This window comes from Lentzea sp. NBRC 102530 (assembly GCF_030269365.1).
In the GTDB taxonomy this organism is placed as follows: domain Bacteria; phylum Actinomycetota; class Actinomycetes; order Mycobacteriales; family Pseudonocardiaceae; genus Lentzea.
Genome location: NZ_BSTF01000002.1, coordinates 6,585 through 33,564 on the forward strand (window position 1 = coordinate 6,585; position 26,980 = coordinate 33,564).

Here is a 26,980-nt window from a genome sequence, read left to right on the forward strand (position 1 = left end):
TTCGGATTGTGGAGCGTCACGTTGAACGAGCCAGAGCACAACACGTCCACCTCCACCAACGCTGCGGAGTCGTGGGAACGACTCGTGCACGCTCCGGCAGCCGAGCAGCACCAGTTGCTCGTCGACCTCGTGGCGCAGGCTTCGGCCGCCGTGCTCCGCCGGACGCAGGAAATCCCGCCCGACCGGCCGTTCCTCGAGCTGGGGTTCGACTCCATCGCGGCGGTGGACCTGCACGCCAAGCTGACGGCGGCGACCGGGTTGCACCTGCCGATCACGCTGGCGTTCGACTACCCGACGCCGGAGGCGGTGGCGACGTTCCTGCGGGCCGAGGCGCTGGGACTGTCCGCGGCCCCGATCCTGCCGCCCGCCGCCAACACGGCGTCCGACGAGCCGATCGCGATCGTGTCCATGGCCTGCCGCTTCCCCGGTGGCCTCAACAGTCCGGAAGACCTGTGGGCGTTCGTCGAGGACGGCGGCGACGCGATCAGCGAGTTCCCGGACAACCGCGGCTGGGACCTCGCGAACCTCTACGACCCCGACCCCGAGCGGCAGGGCACGACCTACACCCGTGAAGGCGGGTTCCTGCACGACGCCGACCTGTTCGACGCCGGTTTCTTCGGCATCGCACCCCGCGAGGCCATCGCGATGGACCCGCAGCAGCGGTTGCTGCTGGAGACCTCGTGGGAGGTGCTGGAGCGGGCGGGCATCGACCCCGGCACCCTGCGCGGCAGCGCGGCCGCCGTCTACGTGGGTGCCGAGCAGCAGGACTACGGCCCCCGCCTGCACGAGGCGCAGCAGCACGAAGGCACGCTGCTGACCGGTAACACCGCCAGCGTCGCGTCCGGTCGCATCGCTTACACGCTGGGACTTGAAGGTCCCGCGGTCACCGTCGACACGGCCTGCTCGGCCTCCCTGGTGGCATTGCACCTCGCGGTGCAGACGCTGCGCCGCGGCGAGGCCACGCTGGCGTTCGCCGGCGGTGCGGCGATCATGGCGAGCCCCGGGTCGCTGGTCGCGTTCAGTCGCCAGCGCGGGCTCGCGCCCGACGGCCGGTGCAAGGCGTTCTCCTCCGACGCGGACGGCACCGGCTGGTCCGAGGGCGTCGGCATGCTGTTGCTGGAGCGGCTTTCCGACGCCCAGCGCAACGGGCACCCCGTGCTCGCCATCGTCAAGGGCACGGCGATCAACCAGGACGGCGCCTCGAACGGCCTCACCGCGCCGAACGGGCTGTCCCAGCAACGCGTCATCCACCAGGCGCTCGTCGACGCCGGTCTGTCCACCGCGGACGTCGACGTCGTCGAGGCGCACGGAACCGGCACCAAGCTCGGCGACCCGATCGAGGCCCAGGCCATCCTGGCCACCTACGGGCAGAACCGCGACAAGCCGCTGCTGCTGGGATCGCTGAAGTCGAACCTCGGTCACACGCAGGCCGCCGCGGGCGTCGCCGGTGTGATCAAGATGGTCATGGCGTTGCAGAACGAACGCCTGCCGCAGACCCTGCACGTCGACCGGCCGTCCCCGCACGTCGACTGGTCCGCGGGCTCGGTCGAGCTGCTCACCGAGGCCGCGCCGTGGCCGGTGGGCGAGCGCACGCGGCGGGCCGGCGTGTCCGCGTTCGGCATCAGCGGCACCAACGCGCACACCATCATCGAGGAGTACGTCCCCGAACCCGTCGCGCGGCCGGAGGCGCAACGCCCGGCGGGCGTGCTGCCGTGGGTGTTGTCGGCCAAGACGGTGGAGGCTCTCGGCGACCAGGCCCGGCACCTGCTGGCGCACCTCGACGCGCGGCCCGAACTGTCCGAAGTGGACGTCGGCTGCTCGCTCGCCACGACGCGCGTCCCGTTCGAACACCGCGCCGTCGTGCTCGGCGCGGACCCCTCCGACTTCCGGCAGGCGCTGCAGGCGCTCGCCGACGGCACCTCCTCGCCCGGTCTGCTGACCGGCAGCGGCACCGGTGGCAAGCTCGCGTTCCTGTTCACCGGTCAGGGCAGCCAGCGGCTCTCGATGGGACGGGAGCTGCACGAGCAGCTCCCCGTGTTCGCGCAGGCGTTCGACGAGGCGTGCCGCCACCTGGACCCGCACCTCGACGTGCCGCTGCGCGACGTCGTCTTCGGTGACGACGCGGACCCGCTGGACCGCACCGAGTACACCCAGCCCGCCCTGTTCGCGATCGAGGTCGCGCTGTTCCGCACGCTCGAGTCCTGGGGCGTGCGGCAGGACTTCGTGGCAGGGCACTCGATCGGCGAGATCGCCGCCGCGCACGTCGCCGGGGTGCTGTCGCTCGACGACGCCTCCGCGCTCGTCGCCGCCCGCGGCCGGATGATGCAGGCGCTGCCCGCCCTCGGCGCGATGGTGGCCCTGCGCGCCTCCGAAGAAGAAGTGCTGCCCCACCTGCACGACCTCGTCTCGATCGCCGCGATCAACGGGCCGGGTTCGGTCGTCATCGCCGGTGACGAGGACGCGGTGGCCGAGGTCGTCGCGGCGTTCCCCGACCGGCAGTCCAAGCGGCTCACCGTGTCGCACGCGTTCCACTCGCCGCTGATGGAACCGATGCTCGACGAGTTCCGCTGGGTCGCAGAGGTCCTCGACTACTCGGCGCCGCGCGTGCCGGTCGTGTCGACCGTGACCGGCCGGGTCGTGACGGCCGAGGAGCTGTGCTCGCCCGAGTACTGGGTGCAGCACGTGCGCGAGCCCGTCCGGTTCGCCGACGCCGTGGAGACGTTGAAGGCCAAGGGCGTCTCGACGTTCCTCGAACTCGGCCCCGACGCCGTGCTCACCGCCATGGCCGCGGAGTCCGCGCCCGACAGCGAGCTCATCCCGGTGCTGCGCAGGGACCGGTCCGAGGTCCGCTCGCTCGTGACGGCGCTCGCCCGGCTGCACGTGCGCGGTCTGCGCGTGGACTGGGCCGGTTTCTACGAGGGCACCGGCGCGGTCCGGGTCGACCTGCCGACCTACCCCTTCCAGCGCGAGAGCTTCTGGCTCGTCGGCCAGTCCGCGCCCACCTCCGTCGACCGGCACGAGACCGAGTTCTGGGCCGCCGTCGACCGCGAGGACCTGGACTCGCTCACCGCCTCCCTGTCGCTGCCCGACTCCGCCGCGCTCGCCGACCTGCTGCCGGTGCTGGCGAAGTGGCGCCGCGGCTGGGCCTCTTCCTCCATCGTGGACTCGTGGCGCTACCGCGCCGAGTGGCGCCGGCTGGCCGAGGGCGGGACCAGGGCGACCGGCCGCTGGCTGCTCGTCTCCCGCACGGACCTCGACCTCGGTCTGGACCTCGTGCGGGTCGACCCGTCGGCCGACCGGGTGGCGCTGGCGGAGACGCTGGCCGCCGCCGGTCCCGTCGACGGCGTGCTGGCGTTGTGCGACGACGTCGTCGAGACCGTCGTGCTGATCCAGGCGCTCGGGGACGCGGGCATCGGAGCGAAGCTCTGGTGCGCCACCCGGGGCGCGGTGTCCGCCGCACGCGCCGACGAGGTGAACCCGGCGCTCACCCAGATCTGGGGTGTCGGCCGGGTGGCCGCGCTGGAGCACCCCGACCGCTGGGGTGGTCTGGTCGACCTGCCCGCCGTCGTGGACGGCCGCGTGCTGGACCGGCTCGCGTGCGTGCTCACCGGCGACGAGGACCAGGTGGCCCTGCGCGGTCACCGCGTCCTGGGCCGCAGGCTCGTGCAGGCCTCCGCGGCGGGCGGCGCGGAGTGGACTCCGCGCGGCAGGGTGCTCATCACCGGCGGTACGGGTGCGCTGGGCTCGCAGGTGGCCCGCTGGCTCGCGGACGCGGGCGCCGAGCACCTGGTGCTGACCTCCCGCCGGGGCATGGACGCTCCCGGCGCGGCCGAACTGGTGGCGGAGCTCGCTGTTCCCGTCACGGTGGTGGCCTGTGACGTGGCGGACCGCGACGCGTTGGCTGCCTTGCTGGCGGAGTACCCGCCGGACGCCGTCGTGCACGCCGCGGGCGTCGACTCGCTGGTGTCGCTCGACGCCGAGGACCCGGACGGCTTCCGCGCGGTCGTCGCCGCCAAGGCGGCCGGCGCCGCGAACCTCGACGCGCTGGTCGGCGACGTGGACGCGTTCGTGCTGTTCTCGTCCATCGCCAGCACGTGGGGCAGTGGCGGCCAGGCCGCTTACGGTGCGGGCAACGCCTTCCTGGACGGCCTCGCGGAGTCGAGGCGGGCGCGTGGCCTGACCGCGTTGTCGGTGGCCTGGGGTGCCTGGGCCGGCGCGGGCATGGCGACGGTCGAGGACACCGAGGAACACCTGCGGCTGCGCGGCGTCCGCGCGATGGACCCGGCGCTGGCGCTCAGCGCGCTGCGCAAGGCCGTCGCACTGGACGAGACCGTCGTGACCGTCGCGGACGTCGACTGGGCGCGGTTCGCGCCGGTCTTCACCTCCGAACGGCACAGCCCGCTGTTCCAGGACCTGCCGCAGGCCAAGGAGGCCCTCGCGGCGGGCGTGCGCAAGGACGCGGGAGCGGGCCTGACGGCCAAGCTGACCGGACTCGGCGAGCAGGAGCAGCGCCACGTCGTCCTCGACCTGGTGCGCAGGCACGCCGCCGCCGTGCTCGGTCACTCCTCCGGCGAGGCCATCGAGCCCAACAAGGCGTTCAAGGAGATCGGGTTCGACTCGCTGGCCGCCGTGGAGTTCCGCGGCGTGGTCGCGGCGGACACCGGGCTCGCGCTGCCGGCCACGGTGGTGTTCGACTACCCGACCCCGGTCGCGCTGGCCGACCACCTGCGGGCGGAGCTCGTCGGCGGCCAGGCGGAGGCGGTGGACACGACGGCGGTCCGCACGGACGAGCCGATCGCGATCGTGGCGATGGCGTGCCGGTTCCCCGGTGGCGTCTCGTCTCCCGAGCAGTTGTGGGACCTCGTCTTCGAGGGCGTCGACACGGTGACCGGCTTCCCGGCGGATCGCGGCTGGGACCTGGCGGACCTCTACGACCCGGACCCGGACGCGGCGGGCAAGACCTACGCCCGCGAGGGCGCGTTCCTGCACGACGCGGGGGAGTTCGACCCGGCGTTCTTCGGGATCTCCCGGCGTGAGGCCCTGGCGATGGACCCGCAGCAGCGGTTGCTGCTGGAGACGTCGTGGGAGGCGTTCGAACGGGCGGGGATCGACCCGACCTCGTTGCGGGGCGGTCAAGTCGGCGTCTTCGCCGGTACGAACGGCCAGGACTACGGCGCGCAGCTGACGTCGTTGCCGCCGGAGCTGGAAGGCTACTTCGGCACGGGTAACGCGGCGAGTGTGTTCTCCGGTCGCATTTCGTACACGTTCGGCTTTGAGGGTCCTGCGGTCACGGTCGACACGGCGTGTTCTTCTTCGTTGGTGGCGTTGCACTTGGCGGTGCAGGCGCTGCGCAATGGTGAGTGTTCGCTGGCGTTGGCCGGTGGTGTGACGATCATGTCGTCGCCTGCCGCGTTCATCGACTTCTCCCGGCAGCGCGGGCTCGCGGCCGACGGGCGTTGCAAGGCGTTCGCCGCTGGGGCCGACGGCACCGCGTGGGGCGAGGGTGTCGGCATGCTGCTCGTCGAGCGGCTGTCGGATGCCCAGCGCAACGGTCACGAGGTGCTGGCCGTGGTGCGTGGCACCGCGATCAACCAGGACGGTGCGTCGAACGGTTTGACGGCGCCGAACGGTCCGTCGCAGCAGCGGGTGATCCGCAAGGCGCTGGCGAACGCCGGTCTGTCCACTTCGGACGTCGACGTGGTGGAGGCGCACGGCACGGGTACCGCGCTCGGTGACCCGATCGAGGCGCAGGCGCTGCTGGCGACCTACGGCCAGGACCGCGAGGTTCCGCTGCTGCTGGGCTCGATGAAGTCGAACATCGGGCACACCCAGGCCGCCGCCGGTGTCGCCGCGGTGATCAAGATGGTGCTGGCGATGCGGCACGGGATCGTGCCGAAGACGTTGCACGTGGACGAGCCCACGCCCGAGGTCGACTGGTCGGCCGGGGCGATCGACCTGGCCACGTCGACCACGGACTGGCCGGAGGCCGACCGGCCGCGGCGGGCGGGTGTGTCGTCGTTCGGGTTCAGCGGTACGAACGCGCACGCGATCCTGGAGCAGGCGCCGGTCGCCGAGGCACCCGCCGCGACGAGGCTGACGCCGGCCGTGGTGCCGGTGGTGTTGTCCGGCAAGACTTCCGCGGCGTTGCGGGCGCAGGCCTCCGCGCTGCTGGACTACTCCGGTGACGTGACGGACCTCGGGTTCTCCCTCGCCACCGGCCGGGCCCGGCTGGAGCACCGGGCGGTGCTCGCGGTCACCGACGACCTGCGCGCGGAACTGGAGACCGTGCTGCGCGGCGAGTCCGAGCCCGCGACCGGCGGCCGGCTCGCGTTCCTGTTCACCGGTCAGGGCAGCCAGCGGGCCGGCATGGGCCGGGAGCTGTACGAGGCGTTCCCCGTCTTCGCGGACGCCTTCGACGAGGTCAGTGACCTGGTCGACGTGCGGATCGACGACCAGGAGACGTTGAACCGCACGGAGTTCACGCAGCCGGCGATCTTCGCGCTCGAGGTGGCGTTGTTCCGGTTGGTGGAGTCGTGGGGTGTGCGCCCGGACTTCCTGGCCGGGCACTCGATCGGTGAGATCGCTGCCGCGCACGTCGCCGGGGTGTTGTCGCTCGAGGACGCGGCGAAGCTGATCAGCGCCCGTGCGCGGTTGATGCAGGCGTTGCCCGAGGGCGGTGCGATGGTGGCGTTGCAGGCCACCGAGGACGAGGTCACGCCTCACCTGACCGAGCTGGTCTCGATCGCCGCGATCAACGGGCCTTCGTCCGTGGTCGTCGCCGGTGACGAGGCCGCGGTCGAGCAGGTGGTGGCGCAGTTCGCGGACCGCAAGTCGAAGCGGCTGGCCGTGTCGCACGCGTTCCACTCGCCGTTGATGGATCCGATGCTGGACGACTTCCGGGCCGTGGTCTCGGGTCTGACGTTCCACGAGCCCCGGATTCCGATGCTGGGCGACGTCACCGACCCGGAGTACTGGGTGCGGCACGTTCGCGAGGCGGTGCGGTTCGCCGACGCGATCACGACGTTGGAAGGCCGGGGCGTTTCGACGTTCCTGGAGCTGGGGCCGGACGGTGTCCTCACGGCGATGGGCGCGGAGAGCGTCACGGACGCGGTGCTGGTCGCCGGGCTGCGCAGGGGCCGGCCGGAGGCCGAGTCGCTGGTGCGGGCGGTCGGCGCGGCGCACGCCCGTGGCGTCGAGGTCGACTGGGCTGCGTACTTCGCCGGGTCCGGCGCCCGGCGGGTGGAGCTGCCGACGTACGCGTTCCAGCGCGAGTGGTTCTGGCTCGGCGCGGAGTCGCGTGATTCGGGCTGGGGCTATCGGGTCGAGTGGCGGCCGGTCACCGTTTCCGGGCGGGTTTCGGGACGCTGGTTGGTGGTCGCTGACCAGGACGAGTCGGCGTTGGTCGACGGACTGGTGGCGCGTGGCCTCGACGTGGTCGTGGCGGGCCCGGATTCGTTGCCGGACGGCGAATTCGACGGTGTGCTGTCGTTGTGCGCGGACGTGCTCGACACGATCTCGCTGGTGCGCGGCCTCGATGCGAAGCTGTGGTGCGCGACGCGCGGCGCGGTGTCGACCGGCCGCGACGACGTCGTGGTCGATCCGGACCTGACCCGGATCTGGGGCCTCGGCCGGGCCGCCGCGCTGGAGCAGTCGCACCGCTGGGGTGGTCTGGTCGACCTGCCGGAGCTGGACGACCGGGCGCTGGACCGCCTGGTCGCGGTGCTGGCGGGCAGCGAGGACCAGGTCGCGATCCGGCCGTCCGGTGTGTTCGGCAGGAGGCTCGTCTCCACGAGCGTCGGCACCACCGAGTGGTCGCCGCGCGGCACGGTGCTGATCACCGGCGGTACGGGTGCGCTCGGCAGCCGGGTCGCGCGATGGCTGGCCGGTGCGGGTGCCGAAAGGCTGGTGCTGACGTCTCGCCGGGGCCTGGACGCTCCCGGCGCGGCCGAACTGGTAGCGGAGCTGGGCGTTCCCGTCACGGTGGTGGCCTGTGACGTGGCGGATCGCGACGCGCTGGCCGCGGTGCTGGCGGAGTACCCGCCGGACGCCGTCGTGCACACGGCGGGCGTGGAGATCTCCGCTCCGCTGGCGGAGCAGGACCTGGCCGAGTTCGAGACCGTGCTGGCCGCGAAGGTCGACGGCGCCAGGAACCTCGACGCGCTGGTCGGCGACGTGGACGCGTTCGTGCTGTTCTCGTCGATCTCGGGCATCTGGGGCAGTGGCGGCCAGGCCGCCTACGGCGCCGCCAACGCCTACCTCGACGGTCTCGTGGAGTCGCGCCGGGCACGGGGGCTGACCGCGACGTCGGTCGCCTGGGGTGGCTGGGCCGAGAGTGGCATGGCCACCGAAGGCGACACCGAGGAACACCTGCGGGCGCGTGGTGTTCGTTTGATGGCGCCGGAGCTGGCGCTTGCGGAGCTGCGGCGCGCGGTCGGGTCGAACGCCGGTGCGGTGGTCGTCGCGGACGTGGAGTGGGAGAAGTTCGCCCCGCTGTTCACCTCCGTGCGGCCGAGCGCGTTCCTGGCGGACCTTCCCCAGGTGCGTCAGGCCCTGTCCTCCGTTCCGGCCGGGAACGCGGACGTGGTGGCCCGGTTGAGGGACCTGTCCGAGAACGACCAGCGGCACCTGCTGGTGGAGCTGGTGCGCGAGCACGTCTCCGCCGTGCTGGGCGCCAAGGACGTCGTCGAGTCCGGACGCGCGTTCAAGGACCTCGGCTTCGACTCGCTGACCGCGGTGGAGTTCCGCGGCGCGATCGCCACCGCGACCGGGCTGAAACTGCCCGCCACGGTGGTCTTCGACTATCCGACACCGGCCGCGCTGGCCGAGCACCTGCGGTCGGAACTCGTGGGTGTCGAGTCCGAGGCGCTCGACACGACGGCCGTCCGGTCCGACGAGCCGATCGCGATCGTGGCGATGGCGTGCCGGTACCCCGGTGGCGTCACGTCCCCGGAGGACCTGTGGCAGCTGCTGCTCGACCACCGCGACGCCGTGACCGGGTTCCCGGCCGACCGCGGCTGGGACCTGGCGGACCTCTACGACCCGGACCCGGACGCCGCGGGGAAGTCGTACGCCCGCGAGGGCGCGTTCGTCGACGGTGTCGGCGACTTCGATCCGGCCTTCTTCGGGATCTCGCCGCGTGAGGCGCTGGCGATGGACCCGCAGCAGCGCCTGTTGATGGAAACCTCGTGGGAAGCCTTCGAGCGGGCGGGGATCGACCCGACCTCGTTGCGCGGTGGCCAGGTCGGTGTCTTCGCGGGCACCAACGGCCAGGACTACGCACTGCAGGTCGGGACGGTGCCGGCGGAGCTGGAAGGCTACTTCGGCACCGGTAACGCGGCGAGTGTGTTCTCCGGTCGCATTTCGTACACGTTCGGCTTTGAGGGTCCTGCGGTCACGGTCGACACGGCGTGTTCGTCTTCGTTGGTGGCGTTGCACTTGGCGGTGCAGGCGCTGCGCAACGGTGAGTGTTCGCTGGCGTTGGCCGGTGGTGTGACGATCATGTCGTCGCCTGCCGCGTTCATCGACTTCTCCCGGCAGCGTGGACTCGCGGCCGACGGGCGCTGCAAGGCGTTCGCCGCTGGGGCCGACGGGACGGCGTGGGGCGAGGGTGTCGGCATGCTGCTCGTGGAGCGGCTGTCTGACGCCCAGCGCAACGGTCACAAGGTGCTGGCCGTAATTCGTGGCACCGCGATCAACCAGGACGGCGCCTCCAACGGCCTGACGGCGCCGAACGGTCCGTCGCAGCAGCGCGTCATCCGCAAGGCCCTGGCCAACGCCGGGCTGTCCACTTCGGACGTCGACGTGGTGGAGGCGCACGGCACCGGTACCGCGTTGGGTGACCCGATCGAGGCGCAGGCTCTTCTCGCCACCTATGGCCAGGACCGCGAGGTGCCGCTGCTCCTGGGGTCGATGAAGTCGAACATCGGGCACACGCAGGCCGCCGCCGGTGTCGCCGCGGTGATCAAGATGGTGCTGGCGATGCGGCACGGGGTCGTGCCCAAGACGCTGCACGTGGACGCGCCGTCGCCGCAGATCGACTGGAGCGCCGGTGCGGTCGAGCTGGCGACGGAGACCGTGCCGTGGCCCGAGACGGGTCATGCCCGCCGGGCCGGTGTGTCGTCGTTCGGCTACAGCGGCACGAACGCGCACGCGATCATCGAGCAGGCCCCGGTCGTCGAGGGTGCTGTGGTGGAGCGCGTCACTCCTGGCGTGGTGCCGGTGGTGCTGTCCGGTAAGACCCCGGAAGCGTTGCAGGCGCAGGCGTCGTCGTTGCTGGAGTACTCGGGTGATCTGACGGATCTCGGCTTCTCGCTGGCGGTCGGCCGGGCCAGGCTGGAGCACCGGGCCGTGCTCGCGGTCACCGATGATCTGAAGGCTGAGCTGGAGACCGTCGTCAACGGCTCGTCGACCGCTGCCTCCGAGGGCCGGTTGGCGATCCTGTTCACCGGTCAGGGCAGTCAGCGGGCCGGGATGGGCCGTGAGCTGTACGACGCGTTCCCCGCTTACGCCAAGGCTTTTGACGAGGTCGCGGCTCTGGTTGATGTTCGTGACGAGGAGCTGGACCGGACGGAGTTCACGCAGCCGGCGATCTTCGCGCTGGAAGTCGCGTTGTTCCGGTTGGTCGAGTCGTGGGGTGTCCGGCCGGACTTCCTGGCGGGGCACTCGATCGGTGAGATCGCTGCCGCGCACGTTTCCGGTGTGCTGTCGCTGGAAGACGCGGCCACGTTGATTTCCGCTCGGGCACGCCTGATGCAGGCGTTGCCCGAGGGCGGTGCGATGGTGGCGTTGCAGGCCACCGAGGACGAGGTCACGCCTCACCTGGGTGACCTGGTCTCGCTCGCGGCGATCAACGGGCCTTCGTCCGTGGTCGTCGCGGGTGACGAGGCTGCGGTCGAACAGGTCGTGGCGCGGTTCGTGGACCGGAAGTCGAAGCGGCTCAGTGTTTCGCACGCGTTCCACTCGCCGTTGATGGACCCGATGCTGGACGACTTCCGCGCCGTGGTGTCGAAGCTGACGTTCAACGCGCCTCGGATCGCGATGCTCGGTGACGTGACGGACCCGGAGTACTGGGTGCGGCACGTGCGTGCCACGGTCCGGTTCGCGGACGCTGTGCGCGCGCTGGAATCCGATGGCGTGTCGACGTTCCTGGAGCTGGGGCCGGACGGCGTTCTCACGGCGATGGGCGCGGAGAGCGTCACGGACGCCGTGCTGGTCGCCGGGCTGCGCAAGGGCCGCCCGGAGGCCGAGTCGCTGGTGCGGGCGGTCGGTGCGGTGCACAGCCGTGGCGTGCCGGTGGACTGGGCCGCGTACTTCGCGGGGTCCGGTGCGCGGCAGGTGGATCTGCCCACCTACCCGTTCCAGCGCGAGCGGTTCTGGCTCGAAGGCACCGGCGCGGTCGTCGGACAGGACTCGGCCGAGCACCCGTTGCTGGGCGCCGTCTTCCTGATGCCCGACGGCGGGGTGCTGGGCACCGCGCGGCTGTCCACGACGTCCCACCGCTGGCTGGCCGACCACGTGGTGGCCGGGTCGGTGGTGGTGCCGGGGACGGCGTTGCTGGAGCTGGTGGTCCGCACGGGCGATGAGGTCGGCTGCGGGCACGTCGAAGAGCTGTTGTTGCAGCAGCCGCTGGTGCTGACCGACGCCGGTGTGAGCGTGCGGGTGCAGGTCGGTGAGCTCGACGGCGGTCGCAGGCCGGTCACCCTGCAGGCGCAGGAAGGCGATGTCTGGACGACCCACGCGGTCGGCGTGCTGACCGAGTCCGAGGCGCCGGACTTCGAGCTGGGCGCGTGGCCGCCGGCCGGCGCGACCGAGCTGGAGATCACCGATCTCTACGACGTTCTGGCCGCGAGCGGGCTCGTGTACGGGCCGGTGTTCCGCGGTCTGAAGGCGGCCTGGAAGTCGGGCGACGACCTGTTCGCCGAGGTCGCGCTGCCGGAGTCGGAGCTGCGTCAGGCCGCCGGGTTCGGTGTGCACCCGGCGTTGCTGGACTCGGTGCTGCACGCGCTGGGGATCGGGCAGACCGGGACGGGCACGGTGCCGTTCTCGTGGAACGACGTGCACCTGTTCGCCTCGGGTGCCGCGGTGCTCCGCGCCCGGATCTCGTTCGCGAGCAACGGCTCGGTGTCGGTGCTGGCCGCCGACGGGGCAGGCGCCCCGGTGCTGCGCGTCGACTCGCTGGCGTTGCGGGAGATCGGCTCGGTCCGCAAGGCCGCCGACCCGCTGTACGCCCTCGGGTGGACGGAGCTGCCGGCCGAGGACTTCGAGCAGGCCTCCGACGTGCTGGTGGTCCCCGCGGGCGACCCGCGCGAGGTCACGGCCGCGGTGCTGGCGGAGTTGCAGACGTTCCTGGCGAGCGACCGCGACCAGCTCGTGGTGGTGACGTCCGGCGCGGTGTCGGTGGCGGGGGAGGACGTGACCTCGCTCGCGCACGCCGCGGTGTCCGGCCTGGTGCGCTCGGCGCAGATCGAGCACCCGGACCGGCTGCTGCTGGTGGACACCGACGATCCCGCGACCGTCCCGCTGATCAGCGGTGAGCAGGAGACGGCGGTGCGAGCGGGCAAGGTCTTCGTGCCGCGGCTCGTCGCCGTCGCGCCGGCCGCCGAGGCCGTGCCGCTCGACGGCACGGTGCTGATCACCGGTGGTACCGGTGGGCTGGGTGCGGAGTTGGCGCGTCACCTGGTCGCTGAGCACGGTGTGCGGCGTTTGGTGCTGACTTCTCGTCGTGGCCTGGACGCGCCGGGCGCGGCCGAGCTGGTGGCGGAGCTGGACGCGCAGGTCGAGGTCGTGGCCTGTGACGTGTCCGATCGCTCGGCTTTGGCCGCGGTGCTCGCGGGTGTCGAGGATCTGATCGGTGTGGTGCACACGGCTGGTGTGCTGGACGACGGCGTTCTGGAGTCGTTGACGCCGGAGCGTTTCGACACGGTGTTCGCGCCCAAGGTCGACGCCGCGGTGCACCTGCACGAGCTGACCCAGGACCTGGACCTGGCGATGTTCGTCCTGTTCTCGTCGGCGTCGGGCGCGCTCGGCGCGCCGGGCCAGGCGAACTACGCGGCGGCCAACACGTTCCTGGACGGCCTGGCGGCTCACCGCCGGGCGCACGGTCTGCCCGCGGTGTCGATGGCGTGGGGTGTGTGGGAGCAGAGCACCACGGGCATGGGTGCCGGCCTGTCGGCCGCGGACCTGGCCCGGATCGCCCGGGCGGGCATGCCCGCGTTGCCGATCGCGGACGGGCTGGCGTTGTTCGACGCCGGTCTGCGCGCGGACGCGGCGCTGGTGGTGCCGATGAAGCTCGACACGACGGTGCTCAGGACGAGCGCCGAGGTGCCCGCGTTGCTGCGGGGCTTGGTGCGGGCGCCGAAGCGCCGCACGGCGGCCAAGTCGTCGGCGGAGTCCCGGCAGTGGTCGAAGCAGCTGGTCGGACTGTCCACCGAGGAGCAGGACCGTCTGCTGCTGGACCTGGTCCGCACGCAGGTGGCGGCTGTTCTCGGTTACCGCGACCAGAACGTGGTGGAGCCGGGGCGTGGCCTGGTCGAGATGGGCCTGGACTCGTTGTCCGCGGTGGAGTTGCGCAACGCGCTCGGTGCCGCGACCGGTCTGCGACTGCCGGCGACCTTGGTGTTCGACTACCCGACCTCGATCGCACTTGCGGCACATCTGCGCACGGAACTCGTGGGCGAGGAGCAGGTCGCCGAGGCGGTCGCGCCCGTGCGGGTCACCGACGACGACCCGATCGTGATCGTCGGCATGGCCTGCCGCTTCCCCGGCGGCGTCACGTCACCGGAGGACCTGTGGCGGTTGGTCGATTCCGGGACCGACGCCATCTCCTCCTTCCCGACCAACCGCGGCTGGGACGTCGACGGGCTCTACGACCCGAACCCCGATGCCGCAGGCAAGAGCTACACCCGTTCCGGGGGCTTCCTGCACGACGCGGGCGAGTTCGACCCCGCGCTGTTCGGCATCACCCGGCGTGAGGCGCTGGCGATGGACCCGCAGCAGCGGTTGCTGCTGGAGATCTCCTGGGAGGCGTTCGAACGCGCGGGCATCGACCCGGTGCGGGTGCGCGGCAGCCGGACGGGCGTGTTCGCGGGCCTGATGTACCACGACTACGCGACCGGGCCGATCACGATCCCGGAGGAGGTCAGCGGTTACGTCGGCACGGGTGTGTCGGGCAGCGTGCTGTCCGGCCGGGTGTCCTACACGTTCGGGCTGGAGGGCCCGGCCATCACCGTCGACACGGCGTGCTCGTCGTCCTTGGTGGCGTTGCACCTGGCGGTCCAGGCGCTGCGGTCGGGTGAGTGCGACCTGGCACTGGCCGGTGGTGTGACCGTGATGGCCTCCCCGGAGACCTTCGTCGACTTCTCGCGCCAGCGCGGGCTTTCGGCGGACGGCCGGTCGAAGGCCTACGCGGCCTCCGCGGACGGCGTCGGCTGGTCCGAGGGTGTCGGCATGCTCCTGGTGGAGCGGTTGTCGGACGCTCGTCGCAACGGGCACGAGGTTCTTGCGGTGGTGCGTGGTTCGGCGGTGAACCAGGACGGCGCGTCGAGCACGTTGACCGCGCCGAACGGCCCGTCGCAGCAGCGAGTCATCCGGCAAGCGCTTGCGAGCGCTGGTCTGTCCACTTCGGACATCGATGTGATCGAGGGTCACGGCACCGGCACGAAGCTGGGTGACCCGATCGAGGCGCAGGCTCTGCTGGCGACCTACGGTCAGGACCGCGACGAGCCGGTGCTGCTCGGCTCGTTGAAGTCGAACATCGGTCACTCGCAGGCCGCGGCCGGCGTCGGTGGCGTGATCAAGATGGTCATGGCGCTGCAGCACGGCGTCGCGCCGAAGACGTTGCACGCGGAGGAGCCGACCCCGCACGTGGACTGGGAGTCCGGGGCGGTCGAGCTGCTGACCGAGGCGCGGGACTGGCCCGCGGTCGACCGGCCGCGGCGCGCGGCGGTGTCGTCGTTCGGCATCGGCGGGACGAACGCGCACACGATCATCGAGCAGGCCCCGGTGGTCGATGCTCCTGTCGTGGAGCGCAAGCCGCTGCCTGTGGTGCCGGTCGTGCTTTCCGGCAAGACCGCGGCCGCTGTGCAGGCCCAGGCGGATCGGCTGCTGGACGTTTCGGCTGATCTCGCGGATCTCGGGTTCTCGTCGGTGACGACGCGGGCGTTGCTGGAGCATCGTGCTGTGGTGGTCGCGGCGGACCACGAGGATCTGCGCGCTGGTTTGCGGAACCTGACTCCTGGTTCGGTGGTCGGTGGCCGGTTGGCGTTCCTGTTCACCGGTCAGGGCAGTCAGCGGGTGGGGATGGGTCGTGAGTTGTACGACGCGTTCCCCGCCTATGCGAAGGCGTTCGACGAGGTCGCGGCTCTGGTTGACGTTCGTGACGAGGACCTGGACCGGACGGAGTTCACGCAGCCGGCGATCTTCGCGCTCGAAGTCGCGTTGTTCCGGTTGGTCGAGTCGTGGGGTGTCCGACCGGACTTCCTGGCCGGCCATTCGATCGGTGAGATCGCGGCGGCGCACGTCTCCGGGGTGCTCTCGCTGGAAGACGCGGCCACGTTGATCACGGCCCGTGCTCGGTTGATGCAGGCGCTGCCCGAGGGTGGTGCGATGGTGGCGTTGCAGGCCACCGAAGCGGAAGTGCTGCCGCTGCTCACGGACCTGGTCTCGATCGCGGCGGTCAACGGGCCTTCGTCCGTGGTCGTCGCGGGTGACGAGGCTGCTGTTGAACAGGTGGTCGCGCAGTTCCCGGACCGCAAGTCGAAGCGGCTCAGCGTGTCGCACGCGTTCCACTCGCCGTTGATGGACCCGATGCTGGACGACTTCCGGGCCGTGGTCTCGGAGTTGACGTTCAACGAGCCTCGGATCGCCATGCTGGGCGACGTGACCGACCCGGAGTACTGGGTGCGGCACGTGCGGGCCACGGTGCGGTTCTCCGAAGCGGTCACGACTCTGGAGGAGCGGGGCGTCTCGACGTTCCTGGAGCTGGGCCCGGACGGCGTGCTCACCGCGATGGGTGCGGAGAGCGTGTCGGACGCGGTGCTGGTCGCGGGCCTGCGCAAGGGCCGGCCGGAGGCCGAGACGCTGGTGCGGGCGTTGGGTGTCCTGCACGAGCGCGGGCAGGACGTCGACTGGACGGCCTACTTCGCCGGTTCGGGCGCCACGAAGACCGTGTTGCCGACCTACGCGTTCCAGCACGAGTGGTTCTGGCTCGGCGCGGAGTCGCGTGATTCCGGGTGGGGCTATCGGGTCGAGTGGCGGCCGGTCACCGTCTCCGGGCAGATCTCGGGTCGCTGGTTGGTCGTTGCTGATCAGGACGAGTCGGCGTTGGTCGACGGACTCGTCGCGCGGGGTCTTGACGTTGTCGTCGCGGGTCCGGGTTCGGTGCCGGAGAGCGATTTCGACGGTGTGTTGTCGTTGTGCGCGGACGTGCTCGACACGGTCTCGCTGGCTCGTGACCTCGATGCGAAGCTGTGGTGTGTGACCCGCGGTGCGGTGTCGACCGGTCGTGACGACGTCGTGGTCGTCCCGGAGCCGGCGCAGATCTGGGGCCTCGGCCGGGTGGTCGCGCTGGAGCACTCCGACCGCTGGGGTGGCCTGGTCGACCTGCCGTCCACTGTGGACGAGAAGGTGCTGGACCGGCTCGTCGCCGTCCTGACGGGTGGCGAGGACGAGGTCGCGATCCGGGCGGACGGTGTGTTCGGCAGGAGGCTCGTCTCCACGAGCGTCGGTACCACCGAGTGGTCGCCGCGAGGGACGGTGCTGATCACCGGTGGCACGGGTGCGCTCGGCAGCCGGGTGGCGAGGTGGCTCGCGGGTGCGGGTGCCGAGCACCTGGTGCTGACGTCTCGCCGGGGCATGGACGCTCCTGGCGCAGCGGAATTGGTGGCGGAGCTGGACGTTCCCGTCACGGTGGTGGCTTGTGACGTGGCGGATCGGGATGCGCTGGCGGCGGTGCTGGCGGAGTATCCGCCGGACGCCGTCGTGCACGCGGCGGGTGTGGAGATCTTCTCGCCGTTGGCGGAGCAGGACCTGACCGAGTTCGGGAACGTGCTGGCGGCCAAGGTCGACGGCGCCAGGCTTCTCGACGAGCTGGTCGGCGACGTGGACGCGTTCGTGCTGTTCTCGTCGATCGCCGGTGTGTGGGGTGCGGGTGGCCAGGCCGCCTACGCGGCCGCGAACGCCTACCTGGACGCGTTGGCCGAGTCGCGCCGGGCGCATGGACTGAGTGCCGTGTCGGTTGCCTGGGGTGCGTGGGCCGACGGCGGTATGGCCACCGAAGGCGGTGCTGAAGAGCACCTGAGGGCGCGTGGCATCCGTTTGATGGCGCCGGATCTGGCGCTCGCCGAGTTGCGGCGCGCGGTCGGGTCGAACGCCGGCGCGGTGGTGGTCGCGGACGTGGAGTGGGAGAAGTTCGCCCCGCTGTTCACGTCCGTGCGCCCCAGCCCGCTGCTGGCGGACCTTCCCCAGGTGCGCAAGGCGTTGTCGTCCGGCCCGGTCGGCAACCCCGACGTGCTGGCTCGGTTGAGGGGTCTGTCCGAGAGCGACCAGCGGCACCTGCTGGTGGAGCTGGTGCGTGAGCAGGTCTCCGCCGTGCTGGGTGCGGACGACGCCGTCGACTCCGGACGGGCGTTCAAGGACCTCGGCTTCGACTCGCTGACCGCCGTGGAGTTCCGCGGCGCGATCGCCACCGCGACCGGGCTGAAACTGCCGGCCACGCTGGTGTTCGACTACCCGACGCCGGTCGTGCTCGCCGAGCACCTGCGGTCGGAGCTCGTCGGCGCACAGGCCGAGGTGGTGGAGACGGCCGCGGTCCGGACGGACGAGCCGATCGCGATCGTCGCGATGGCGTGCCGGTTCCCCGGTGGGGTCACGTCTCCCGAACAGTTGTGGGACCTCGTCTTCGACGGTGTCGACACGGTGACCGGGTTCCCGACCGACCGGGGCTGGGACCTGGCGGACCTCTACGACCCGGACCCGGACGCGGTGGGCAAGTCGTACGCCCGCGAGGGTGCGTTCGTCGACGGTGTCGGTGACTTCGACCCGGTGTTCTTCGGCATTTCGCCGCGTGAGGCGCTGGCGATGGACCCGCAGCAGCGCTTGTTGCTGGAGACCTCGTGGGAGGCGTTCGAGCGGGCGGGGATCGACCCGACCTCGTTGCGCGGCGGTCAGGTCGGTGTGTTCGCCGGCACCAACGGGCAGGACTACGGCTCGCAGCTGACGTCGCTGCCGGCTGAGGTCGAGGGTTACTTCGGCACCGGCACCGCGGCGAGCGTGTTCTCGGGCCGCATCTCCTACACGTTCGGCTTCGAGGGCCCTGCGGTCACGGTTGACACGGCCTGCTCTTCTTCGTTGGTGGCGCTGCACCTCGCGGCCCAGGCGCTGCGCACCGGTGAGTGCGACCTGGCGCTGGCCGGTGGTGTGACGATCATGTCGTCGCCCGCCGCGTTCGTGGACTTCTCCCGGCAGCGCGGGCTCGCGCTGGACGGGCGGTGCAAGGCGTTCGCGGACGGTGCTGACGGCACGTCGTGGGGCGAGGGTGCCGGCATGCTGCTCGTCGAGCGGCTGTCGGACGCCCAGCGCAACGGACACGAGGTGCTGGCCGTCATCCGGGGCAGCGCCGTGAACCAGGACGGTGCTTCGAACGGTTTGACGGCGCCGAACGGTCCGTCGCAGCAGCGGGTGATCCGCAAGGCGCTGGCGAACGCCGGTCTGTCCACTTCGGACGTCGATGTGGTGGAGGCGCACGGCACGGGTACCGCGTTGGGTGACCCGATCGAGGCCCAGGCGCTGCTGGCGACCTACGGCCAGGACCGCCGGACGCCGTTGTTGCTCGGTTCGGTGAAGTCGAACATCGGGCACACGCAGGCGGCCGCGGGTGTGGCCGCGGTGATCAAGGCCGTGCTGGCCATGCGGCACGGGGTCGTGCCGAAGACGTTGCACGTGGACGCGCCGTCCGCGCAGATCGACTGGAGCGCCGGTGCGGTCGAGCTGGCGACGGAGACCGTGCCGTGGCCCGAGACGGGTCACGCGCGCCGGATCGGTGTGTCGTCGTTCGGCTACAGCGGAACGAACGCGCACGCGATTCTGGAGCAGGCTCCGGTGGTCGAGGGTGCTGTGGCGGAGCGGGTCGCTCCTGCCGTGGTGCCGGTCGTGTTGTCCGGCAAGACTCCCGAGGCGTTGCAGGCCCAGGCGGACCAGTTGCTGGACTACTCCGGTGACCTGACGGACCTCGGGTTCTCGTCGGTGACGACCCGTGCGGTGCTGGAGCACCGTGCTGTGGTGGTCGCGGCGGACCACGAGGATCTGCGTGCTGGTTTGCGGAACCTGTCGTCTGGGTCGGTGGTCGGTGGCCGGTTGGCGTTCCTGTTCACCGGTCAGGGCAGCCAGCGGGTCGGGATGGGCCGTGAGCTGTACGACGCGTTCCCCGCTTACGCCAAGGCTTTTGACCAGGTCGCTGCTCTGGTCGACGTGCGGGATGAGGAGCTGGATCGGACGGAGTTCACGCAGCCGGCAATCTTCGCGCTCGAGGTGGCGTTGTTCCGGTTGGTGGAGTCGTGGGGTGTCCGGCCGGACTTCCTGGCCGGGCACTCGATCGGTGAGATCGCTGCCGCGCACGTTTCCGGTGTGCTGTCGCTGGAAGACGCGGCCACGTTGATCTCGGCTCGGGCGAGGCTGATGCAGGCGTTGCCCGAGGGCGGTGCGATGGTGGCGTTGCAGGCCACCGAGGACGAGGTCCTGCCGCATCTGACCGAGCTGGTGTCCATCGCCGCGATCAACGGGCCGAACTCGGTCGTCGTCGCGGGTGATGAGGCCGCGGTCGAGGCCGTGGTGGCGCGGTTCGCGGACCGGAAGTCGAAGCGGCTCAGTGTTTCGCACGCGTTCCACTCGCCCCTGATGGATCCGATGCTGGACGACTTCCGTGCTGTCGTCACGGAACTCACGTTCCACGAGCCCCGGATCCCCATGCTCGGCGAGGTGACGGACCCGGAGTACTGGGTGCGGCACGTTCGCGAGGCGGTGCGGTTCGCCGACGCGATCACGACCCTGGAAGGCCGGGGAGTCTCCACGTTCCTGGAGTTGGGTCCGGACGGTGTGCTCGCGGCGATGGGTGCCGAGAGCGTGACGGACGCGGTGCTGGTCGCCGGGCTGCGCAAGGACCGTTCCGAGGTCAGGACCCTGGTCCAGGCGGTCGGTGCGCTGCACAGCCGTGGCGTGGCGGTGGACTGGGCCGCGTACTTCGCGGGGTCCGGTGCGCGGCGGGTGGAGCTGCCGACGTACGCGTTCCAGCGCGAGCGGTTCTGGCTGGAGGGCTCCGGCCACGTCGCCGGGCGGGGTTCGGCCGTGCACCCGCTGCTGGACGCGGTGCTGCCGATGCCCGACGGTGGAGTGGTCGGCACCGCGCAGCTGACGCTCGGCACGCACCGCTGGCTGGCCGACCACGTGGTGGCCGGATCCGTGGTGGTGCCGGGAACGGCGTTGCTGGAACTGGTGGTCCGCACCGGTGACGAGGTCGGCTGCGGACACGTCGAAGAGCTGCTGTTGCAGCAGCCGCTGGTGCTGACCGACGCCGGTGCGAGTGTGCGGGTGTCGGTCGGGGAGCTGGACGCCGGTCGGCGGTCGGTGTCCGTGCTGACGAACGAGGGTGACGTCTGGACGACCCACGCGGTCGGTGTGCTGACGGAGTCCGACGCAGCGGACTTCGAGCTGGGCGCGTGGCCGCCGGCGGGCGCGACCGCGGTGGAGATCGCTGATCTCTACGACGAACTGGCCGCTGGTGGATTGGCCTACGGGCCGGTGTTCCGCGGTCTGAAGGCCGCGTGGAAGTCGGGCGACGACCTGTACGCCGAGGTCGCGCTGCCCGAGTCGGAGCTGCGTCAGGCCGCCGAGTTCGGAGTGCACCCGGCGTTGCTCGACTCGGTGCTGCACGCGCTGGGGATCGGGCAGACCGGGACCGGCATGATTCCGTTCTCGTGGAACGACGTGCACCTGTTCGCGTCGGGAGCCGCCGTGCTGCGGGCCAGGATCTCGCCCCAGGGCAACGGCTCGGTGTCGGTGCTGGTCGCCGACGGTGCCGGTGCCCCGGTGCTGCGCGCCGACTCGCTGACGTTGCGGGAGATCAGCACTGTGCGCAAGGCCGCCGACCCGTTGTACAAGGTCGAGTGGACCGAGTTGCCGGCCGAGGACTTCGAGCAGGCCTCCGACGTGCTGGTGGTCCCCGCGGGCGACCTGCACGAGGTGACCGCCGCCGTGCTGGCCGAGCTGCACGCGTTCCTCGCGAGCGACCGCGACCAGCTCGTGGTCGTCACCTCCGGGGCCGTGTCGGTGGCGGGGGAGGACGTGACGTCGCTAGCGCACGCCGCGGTGTCCGGCCTGATCCGCACCGCGCAGTCCGAACACCCGGACCGGTTCCTGCTGGTGGACACCGATGATCCGGCGAGCACGCCACCGATCAGCGGCGAACCGGAGACGGCGGTGCGGGCTGGCCGGGTCTTCGTGCCGCGGCTCGTCGCCGTCGCGCCGGCCGCCGAGACCGTGCCGCTCGAAGGCACCGTGTTGATCACCGGTGGTACCGGTGGGCTGGGCGCGGAGTTCGCACGTCACCTCGTGACCGAGCACGGAGTTCGGCACCTGGTGCTGACCTCTCGCCGCGGCCTGGACGCACCGGGTGCGGCCGAGCTGGTCGCCGAGTTGGACGCGCAGGTCGACGTGGTGGCCTGCGACGTGTCCGATCGTGACGCCCTCGCGGCCGTGATCGCCGACATCGACTCGTTGAGCGGTGTGGTGCACACGGCCGGTGTGCTGGACGACGGCGTGCTGGAGTCGCTGACGCCGGAACGCTTCGCCGCGGTGTTCGGCGCGAAGGCCGACGCCGCCTGGCACCTGCACGAGCTGACGCGCGATCGGGACCTGGCGATGTTCGTCCTGTTCTCGTCGTCGTCGGGTGTGCTCGGCGCTCCCGGACAGGGCAACTACGCGGCGGCCAACACGTTCCTCGACGGCCTGGCAGCTCACCGCCGGGCGCACGGCCTGCCCGCGGTGTCGATGGCCTGGGGCGTGTGGCAGCAGACCACGGGCATGGGCGCCGGCCTGTCGGCCGCGGACCTGGCCCGGATCGCCCGGGCGGGCATGCCCGCGCTGCCGATCGCGGACGGTCTCGCGTTGTTCGACGCCGCCCTGCGTACGGACGCGGCCCTGGTCGTGCCGATGAAGCTCGACACCGCCGTGCTGAGGACCAGCGCCGACGTTCCCACGCTGCTGCGGGGTCTGGTGCGGGTGCCGAAGCGCCGGACGGCGGCCAAGTCGTCGGCGGAGTCGCGGCAGTGGTCGAAGCAGCTGGTCGGACTGTCCACCGAGGAGCAGGACCGTCTGCTGCTGGACCTGGTCCGCACGCAGGTGGCGACCGTGCTCGGTTACCGCGACCAGAACGTGGTGGAGCCGGGGCGTGGACTGGTCGAGATGGGCCTGGACTCGTTGTCCGCGGTCGAACTCCGCAACGCGCTCGGCGCCGCGACGGGTCTGCGACTGCCGGCGACGGTGGTGTTCGACTACCCGACCTCGATCGCACTGGCGACGCACCTGCGCACCGAACTCGTGGGTGAGGAAGAGGTCGTCGAGGCGGTCGTGCCGGTGCGGGTCGTCGACAACGACCCGATCGTGATCGTCGGCATGGCCTGCCGCTTCCCCGGCGGCGTCACGTCGCCGGAGGACCTCTGGCGGTTGGTGGTGGACGGCCAGGACGCGATCACCGGGTTCCCGACCGGCCGCGGCTGGGACATCGACGGGCTGTACGACCCGGACCCCGGTGCCATCGGCAAGACCTACACCCGCTCCGGCGGCTTCCTGCACGACGCCGACGAGTTCGATCCCGCGTTCTTCGGGATCTCGCCGCGTGAAGCCCTCGCGATGGACCCGCAGCAACGCCTGTTGCTGGAGACCTCGTGGGAGGCGTTCGAACGCGCGGGCATCGACCCGGCGAAGGTGCGCGGCAGCCGGACCGGTGTGTTCGCCGGCCTGATGTACCACGACTACGCGACCGGGCTGGACTCCATCCCGGACGAGGTCGAGGGCTACCTCGGCACCGGCACCTCCGGCAGCGTCGTGTCCGGCCGGATCTCCTACACCTTCGGGCTGGAAGGCCCGGCGGTCACGGTCGACACCGCCTGCTCGTCGTCGCTCGTCGCCCTGCACTGGGCCGTGCAGGCGCTGCGGTCCGGTGAGTGCGACCTGGCACTGGCCGGTGGTGTGACCGTGATGGCCACGCCCGAGACGTTCGTCGACTTCTCTCGCCAGCGCGGGCTTTCCGCCGACGGCCGGTCGAAGGCCTACGCGGCCTCCGCGGACGGCGTCGGCTGGTCCGAGGGCGTCGGCATGGTGCTGGTGGAACGACTTTCGGACGCGCGCCGCAACGGGCACCAGGTGCTCGCGGTGGTGAAGGGGTCGGCGGTGAACCAGGACGGCGCGTCGAGCACGTTGACGGCGCCGAACGGTCCGTCGCAGCAGCGGGTGATCCGGCAGGCGCTGGCGAACGCCGGTCTGTCCACTTCGGACGTCGACGTGATCGAGGGCCACGGCACCGGCACCCCGCTCGGCGACCCGATCGAGGCGCAGGCGCTGCTCGCGACCTACGGTCAGGACCGCGACGAGCCGGTGCTGCTGGGCTCCTTGAAGTCCAACATCGGTCACTCGCAGGCCGCGGCCGGCGTCGGTGGCGTGATCAAGATGGTGATGGCGCTGCAGCACGGTGTCGCGCCCAAGACATTGCACGCGGAAGAGCCCACCCCGCACGTCGACTGGGCCTCCGGCTCCGTCGACCTGCTGACCGAGACGCGCGACTGGCCCGCCGTCGACCGGCCGCGCCGCGCCGCGGTGTCGTCGTTCGGCATCGGCGGGACCAACGCGCACACGATCCTCGAGCAGGCTCCCGCAGGGGAGCCGGCGAAGGTCGAGCGCACGCCGTTGCCGCTGGTGCCGGTGGTGCTGTCGGCGAAGACGCCGGAAGCGGTGCGGGAGCAGGCGGAACGCCTGGCCGCGTCGGAGCCGGTGGACCTGACGGACCTCGGCTTCTCGCTCGCGACGACGCGGGCCCGGTTCGACCACCGGGCCGTGGTGGTCGCCGCCGACCAGGACGAACTCGTTCGTGAACTGGCCGCGGTCGCACCCGCGACGGTGGTGCCGGGCCGGTTGGCGTTCCTGTTCACCGGTCAGGGCAGTCAGCGGGTCGGCATGGGCCGTGAGCTGTACGAGGCGTTCCCCGTGTACGCCAAGGCGTTCGACGAGGTTGCTGCTCTGGTTGATGTGCGGGACGAGGAGTTGGACCGCACCGAGTTCACGCAACCGGCGATCTTCGCGCTGGAAGTTGCTTTGTACCGGCTCGTCGAGTCGTGGGGCGTCAGGCCGGACTTCCTGGCGGGGCACTCGATCGGTGAGATCGCGGCGGCCCACGTCGCCGGTGTGCTGTCCCTGGAGGACGCGGCCACGTTGATCAGTGCCCGTGCGCGGTTGATGCAGGCGCTGCCCGAGGGCGGGGCGATGGTCGCGTTGCAGGCCACCGAGGACGAGGTCACGCCTCACCTGGGTGACCTGGTCTCGCTCGCGGCGATCAACGGGCCGGACGCGGTGGTCGTCGCCGGCGACGAGGCCGCGGTCGAGCAGGTGATCGCACTCTTCCCGGACCGCAAGTCGAAGCGCTTGGCCGTGTCGCACGCGTTCCACTCGCCGTTGATGGACCCGATGCTGGACGACTTCCGCGCCGTGGTCACGGAACTCGCGTTCCACGAGCCGAAGATCGCCATGCTGGGCGAGGTGACGGACCCGGAGTACTGGGTGCGGCACGTGCGCGGCACGGTCCGGTTCGCGGACGCGGTCGCGGAGCTCACCGAACGCGGTGTGTCGACGTTCCTGGAACTCGGCCCGGACGCGGTGCTGTCCGCCCTGGGCGGCGGGCCCGAGTTCGTCCCGGCGTTGCGCAAGGGCCGGGACGAGACGCGGTCGCTGCTGACCGCGCTCGGCAAGGTGCACGCCCGCGGTGTCGAGGTCGACTGGGCGAAGTTCTACGCGGGAACGGGTGCGCGGCGGGTCGACCTGCCCACGTACGCGTTCCAGCACGAGCACTTCTGGCTCGGGAGCGGCACCAAGCGCCGCTCGGTGGAGGCAAGCAGCCGCTACCGGGTGGGGTGGACGCCGGTCGAGACCGGTGCGGCCGCGACCGGACGCTGGCTCGCCGTCGGCGAGGCGGACCCGGTGGTGCTCACGGGCCTGACCGCACGGGGTGTCGAGATCGTCCCGGTCAGCGCGTCGACCGACCGCACGCTGCTGTCCGAGCTGCTGATGGCCGAAGGACCGGCCGACGGGGTGCTGTCGTTCGTCGACGACGCCGCGTCCATGGTCGTGCTGGTGCAGGCGCTCGGGGACGCCGTCGTCGACGCTCCGCTGTGGAGCGTCACGAGCGGTGCCGTGGCCGTGGGCGACGAAAGCGTCGACCCGGTGGCCGCGGGCCTGTGGGGCCTCGGCCGAGTGGTCGCGCTGGAACACCCCGACCGCTGGGGTGGCCTGGTCGACCTGCCGTCCACCGTGGACGAGACGGTGCTGGACCGGTTCGCCGGTGTCCTGACGGGAACCGAGGACCAGGTCGCCATCCGGCCGGACGGCGTGTTCGGCCGCCGGCTCGCCGCCGCACCCGCGCAGGCAGGTGCGGAGGAGTGGTCGCCGCGCGGCACGGTGCTGATCACCGGCGGCACGGGTGCGCTGGGCGGGCACGTGGCCCGGTGGATGGCGGGCGCGGGCGCCGAGCACCTGGTGCTCACCTCGCGCCGCGGGCCGGATGCGCCCGGTGCGCTGGACCTGGTCGCGGAGCTCGAAGGACTGGGCTCCAAGGTGACCGTGCTGGCGTGCGACGTCGCCGACCGGTCGTCGGTCGAGTCGCTGGTGGAGCTGTACCCGCCGGACACCGTCGTGCACGCGGCGGGCACCGACCTGTTCTGCCCGATCGAGGACCACGACCTGACCGAGTTCGGCGCCGTGCTGGCGGCCAAGGTCGACGGCGCCCGGCACCTCGACGACCTGCTGGGCGAGCGGGAGCTGGACGCGTTCGTGCTGTTCGGGTCCATCGCCGGCACGTGGGGCAGTGGCGGGCAGGCGGCGTACTCGGCCGCGAACGCCGCGCTCGACGGACTGGCCGAGTCGCGGCGAGCCCGAGGGCTCACGGCGCTGTCGGTGTCGTGGGGTCCGTGGGCGGACGGCGGGATGGCGGACGAAGAGGTGGCGGAACACCTGCGCCGCCGCGGCGTGACCGCGATGTCCGCCGAGCGCGCGGTGTCCGCGTTGCGCGAGTCGATGGCGCAGCAGGACACCACGATCACCCTGGCCGACGTGGACTGGACGCTCTTCTCCGCCGTGTTCACCTCGGCCAGGCCGGCCCCGCTGCTCGCGGAGCTGACCGGGGCGGCGGACACGCCTGCACCGAAGGAGAACGGCGAGCCGGACCTGGTGCACAGGCTGGCCGCGGTCAGCCCGATGGAACGGGACCGGCTGCTGCTGGACGCGGTGCGGGCGAGGGTGGCCGCGGTGCTCGGGCACAGCGGGATCGACGCGGTGCAACCGGACCGCCCGTTCGGCGAGCTCGGCTTCGACTCGCTGTCCGCGGTGGAGTTGCGCAACACGCTGGGCGCGGCGACCGGGTTGGCGCTGCCGGCCACGCTGATCTTCGACTACCCGACGTCGACCGCCCTGGTCGGTTACCTCAGCGAACAGCTGGGGCTGACCGAGCAGGTGGCCACGCCGGTGCTGGACGAGCTGGAGCGGCTGGAGGGCGTCGCCGTGCGGACCGAACTGGACGACGACGCGCGCGCCAACGTCGTGAAGCGGCTGCAGGCACTGCTGGCCCGCTACACGGCCGCGGACGGCGAGGACGGCATCAACGACCGGCTCGACACCGCCGACGACGACGAGATCTTCGCGTTCATCGACAAGGAGCTCGGCGTCTGAG

At 71.6% G+C, this 26,980-nt stretch carries 1 protein-coding gene; it reads left to right on the plus strand.

Going from position 1 to position 26,980, the window contains the following annotated elements; all coding sequences use genetic code 11:
- Positions 1–21 precede the first annotated feature (21 nt).
- On the plus strand, positions 22–26,979 hold the full coding sequence (locus tag QSK25_RS04145; protein WP_285633057.1) for a type I polyketide synthase: 26,958 nt from the start codon (positions 22–24) through the stop codon (positions 26,977–26,979).
- Position 26,980 lies beyond the last annotated feature (1 nt).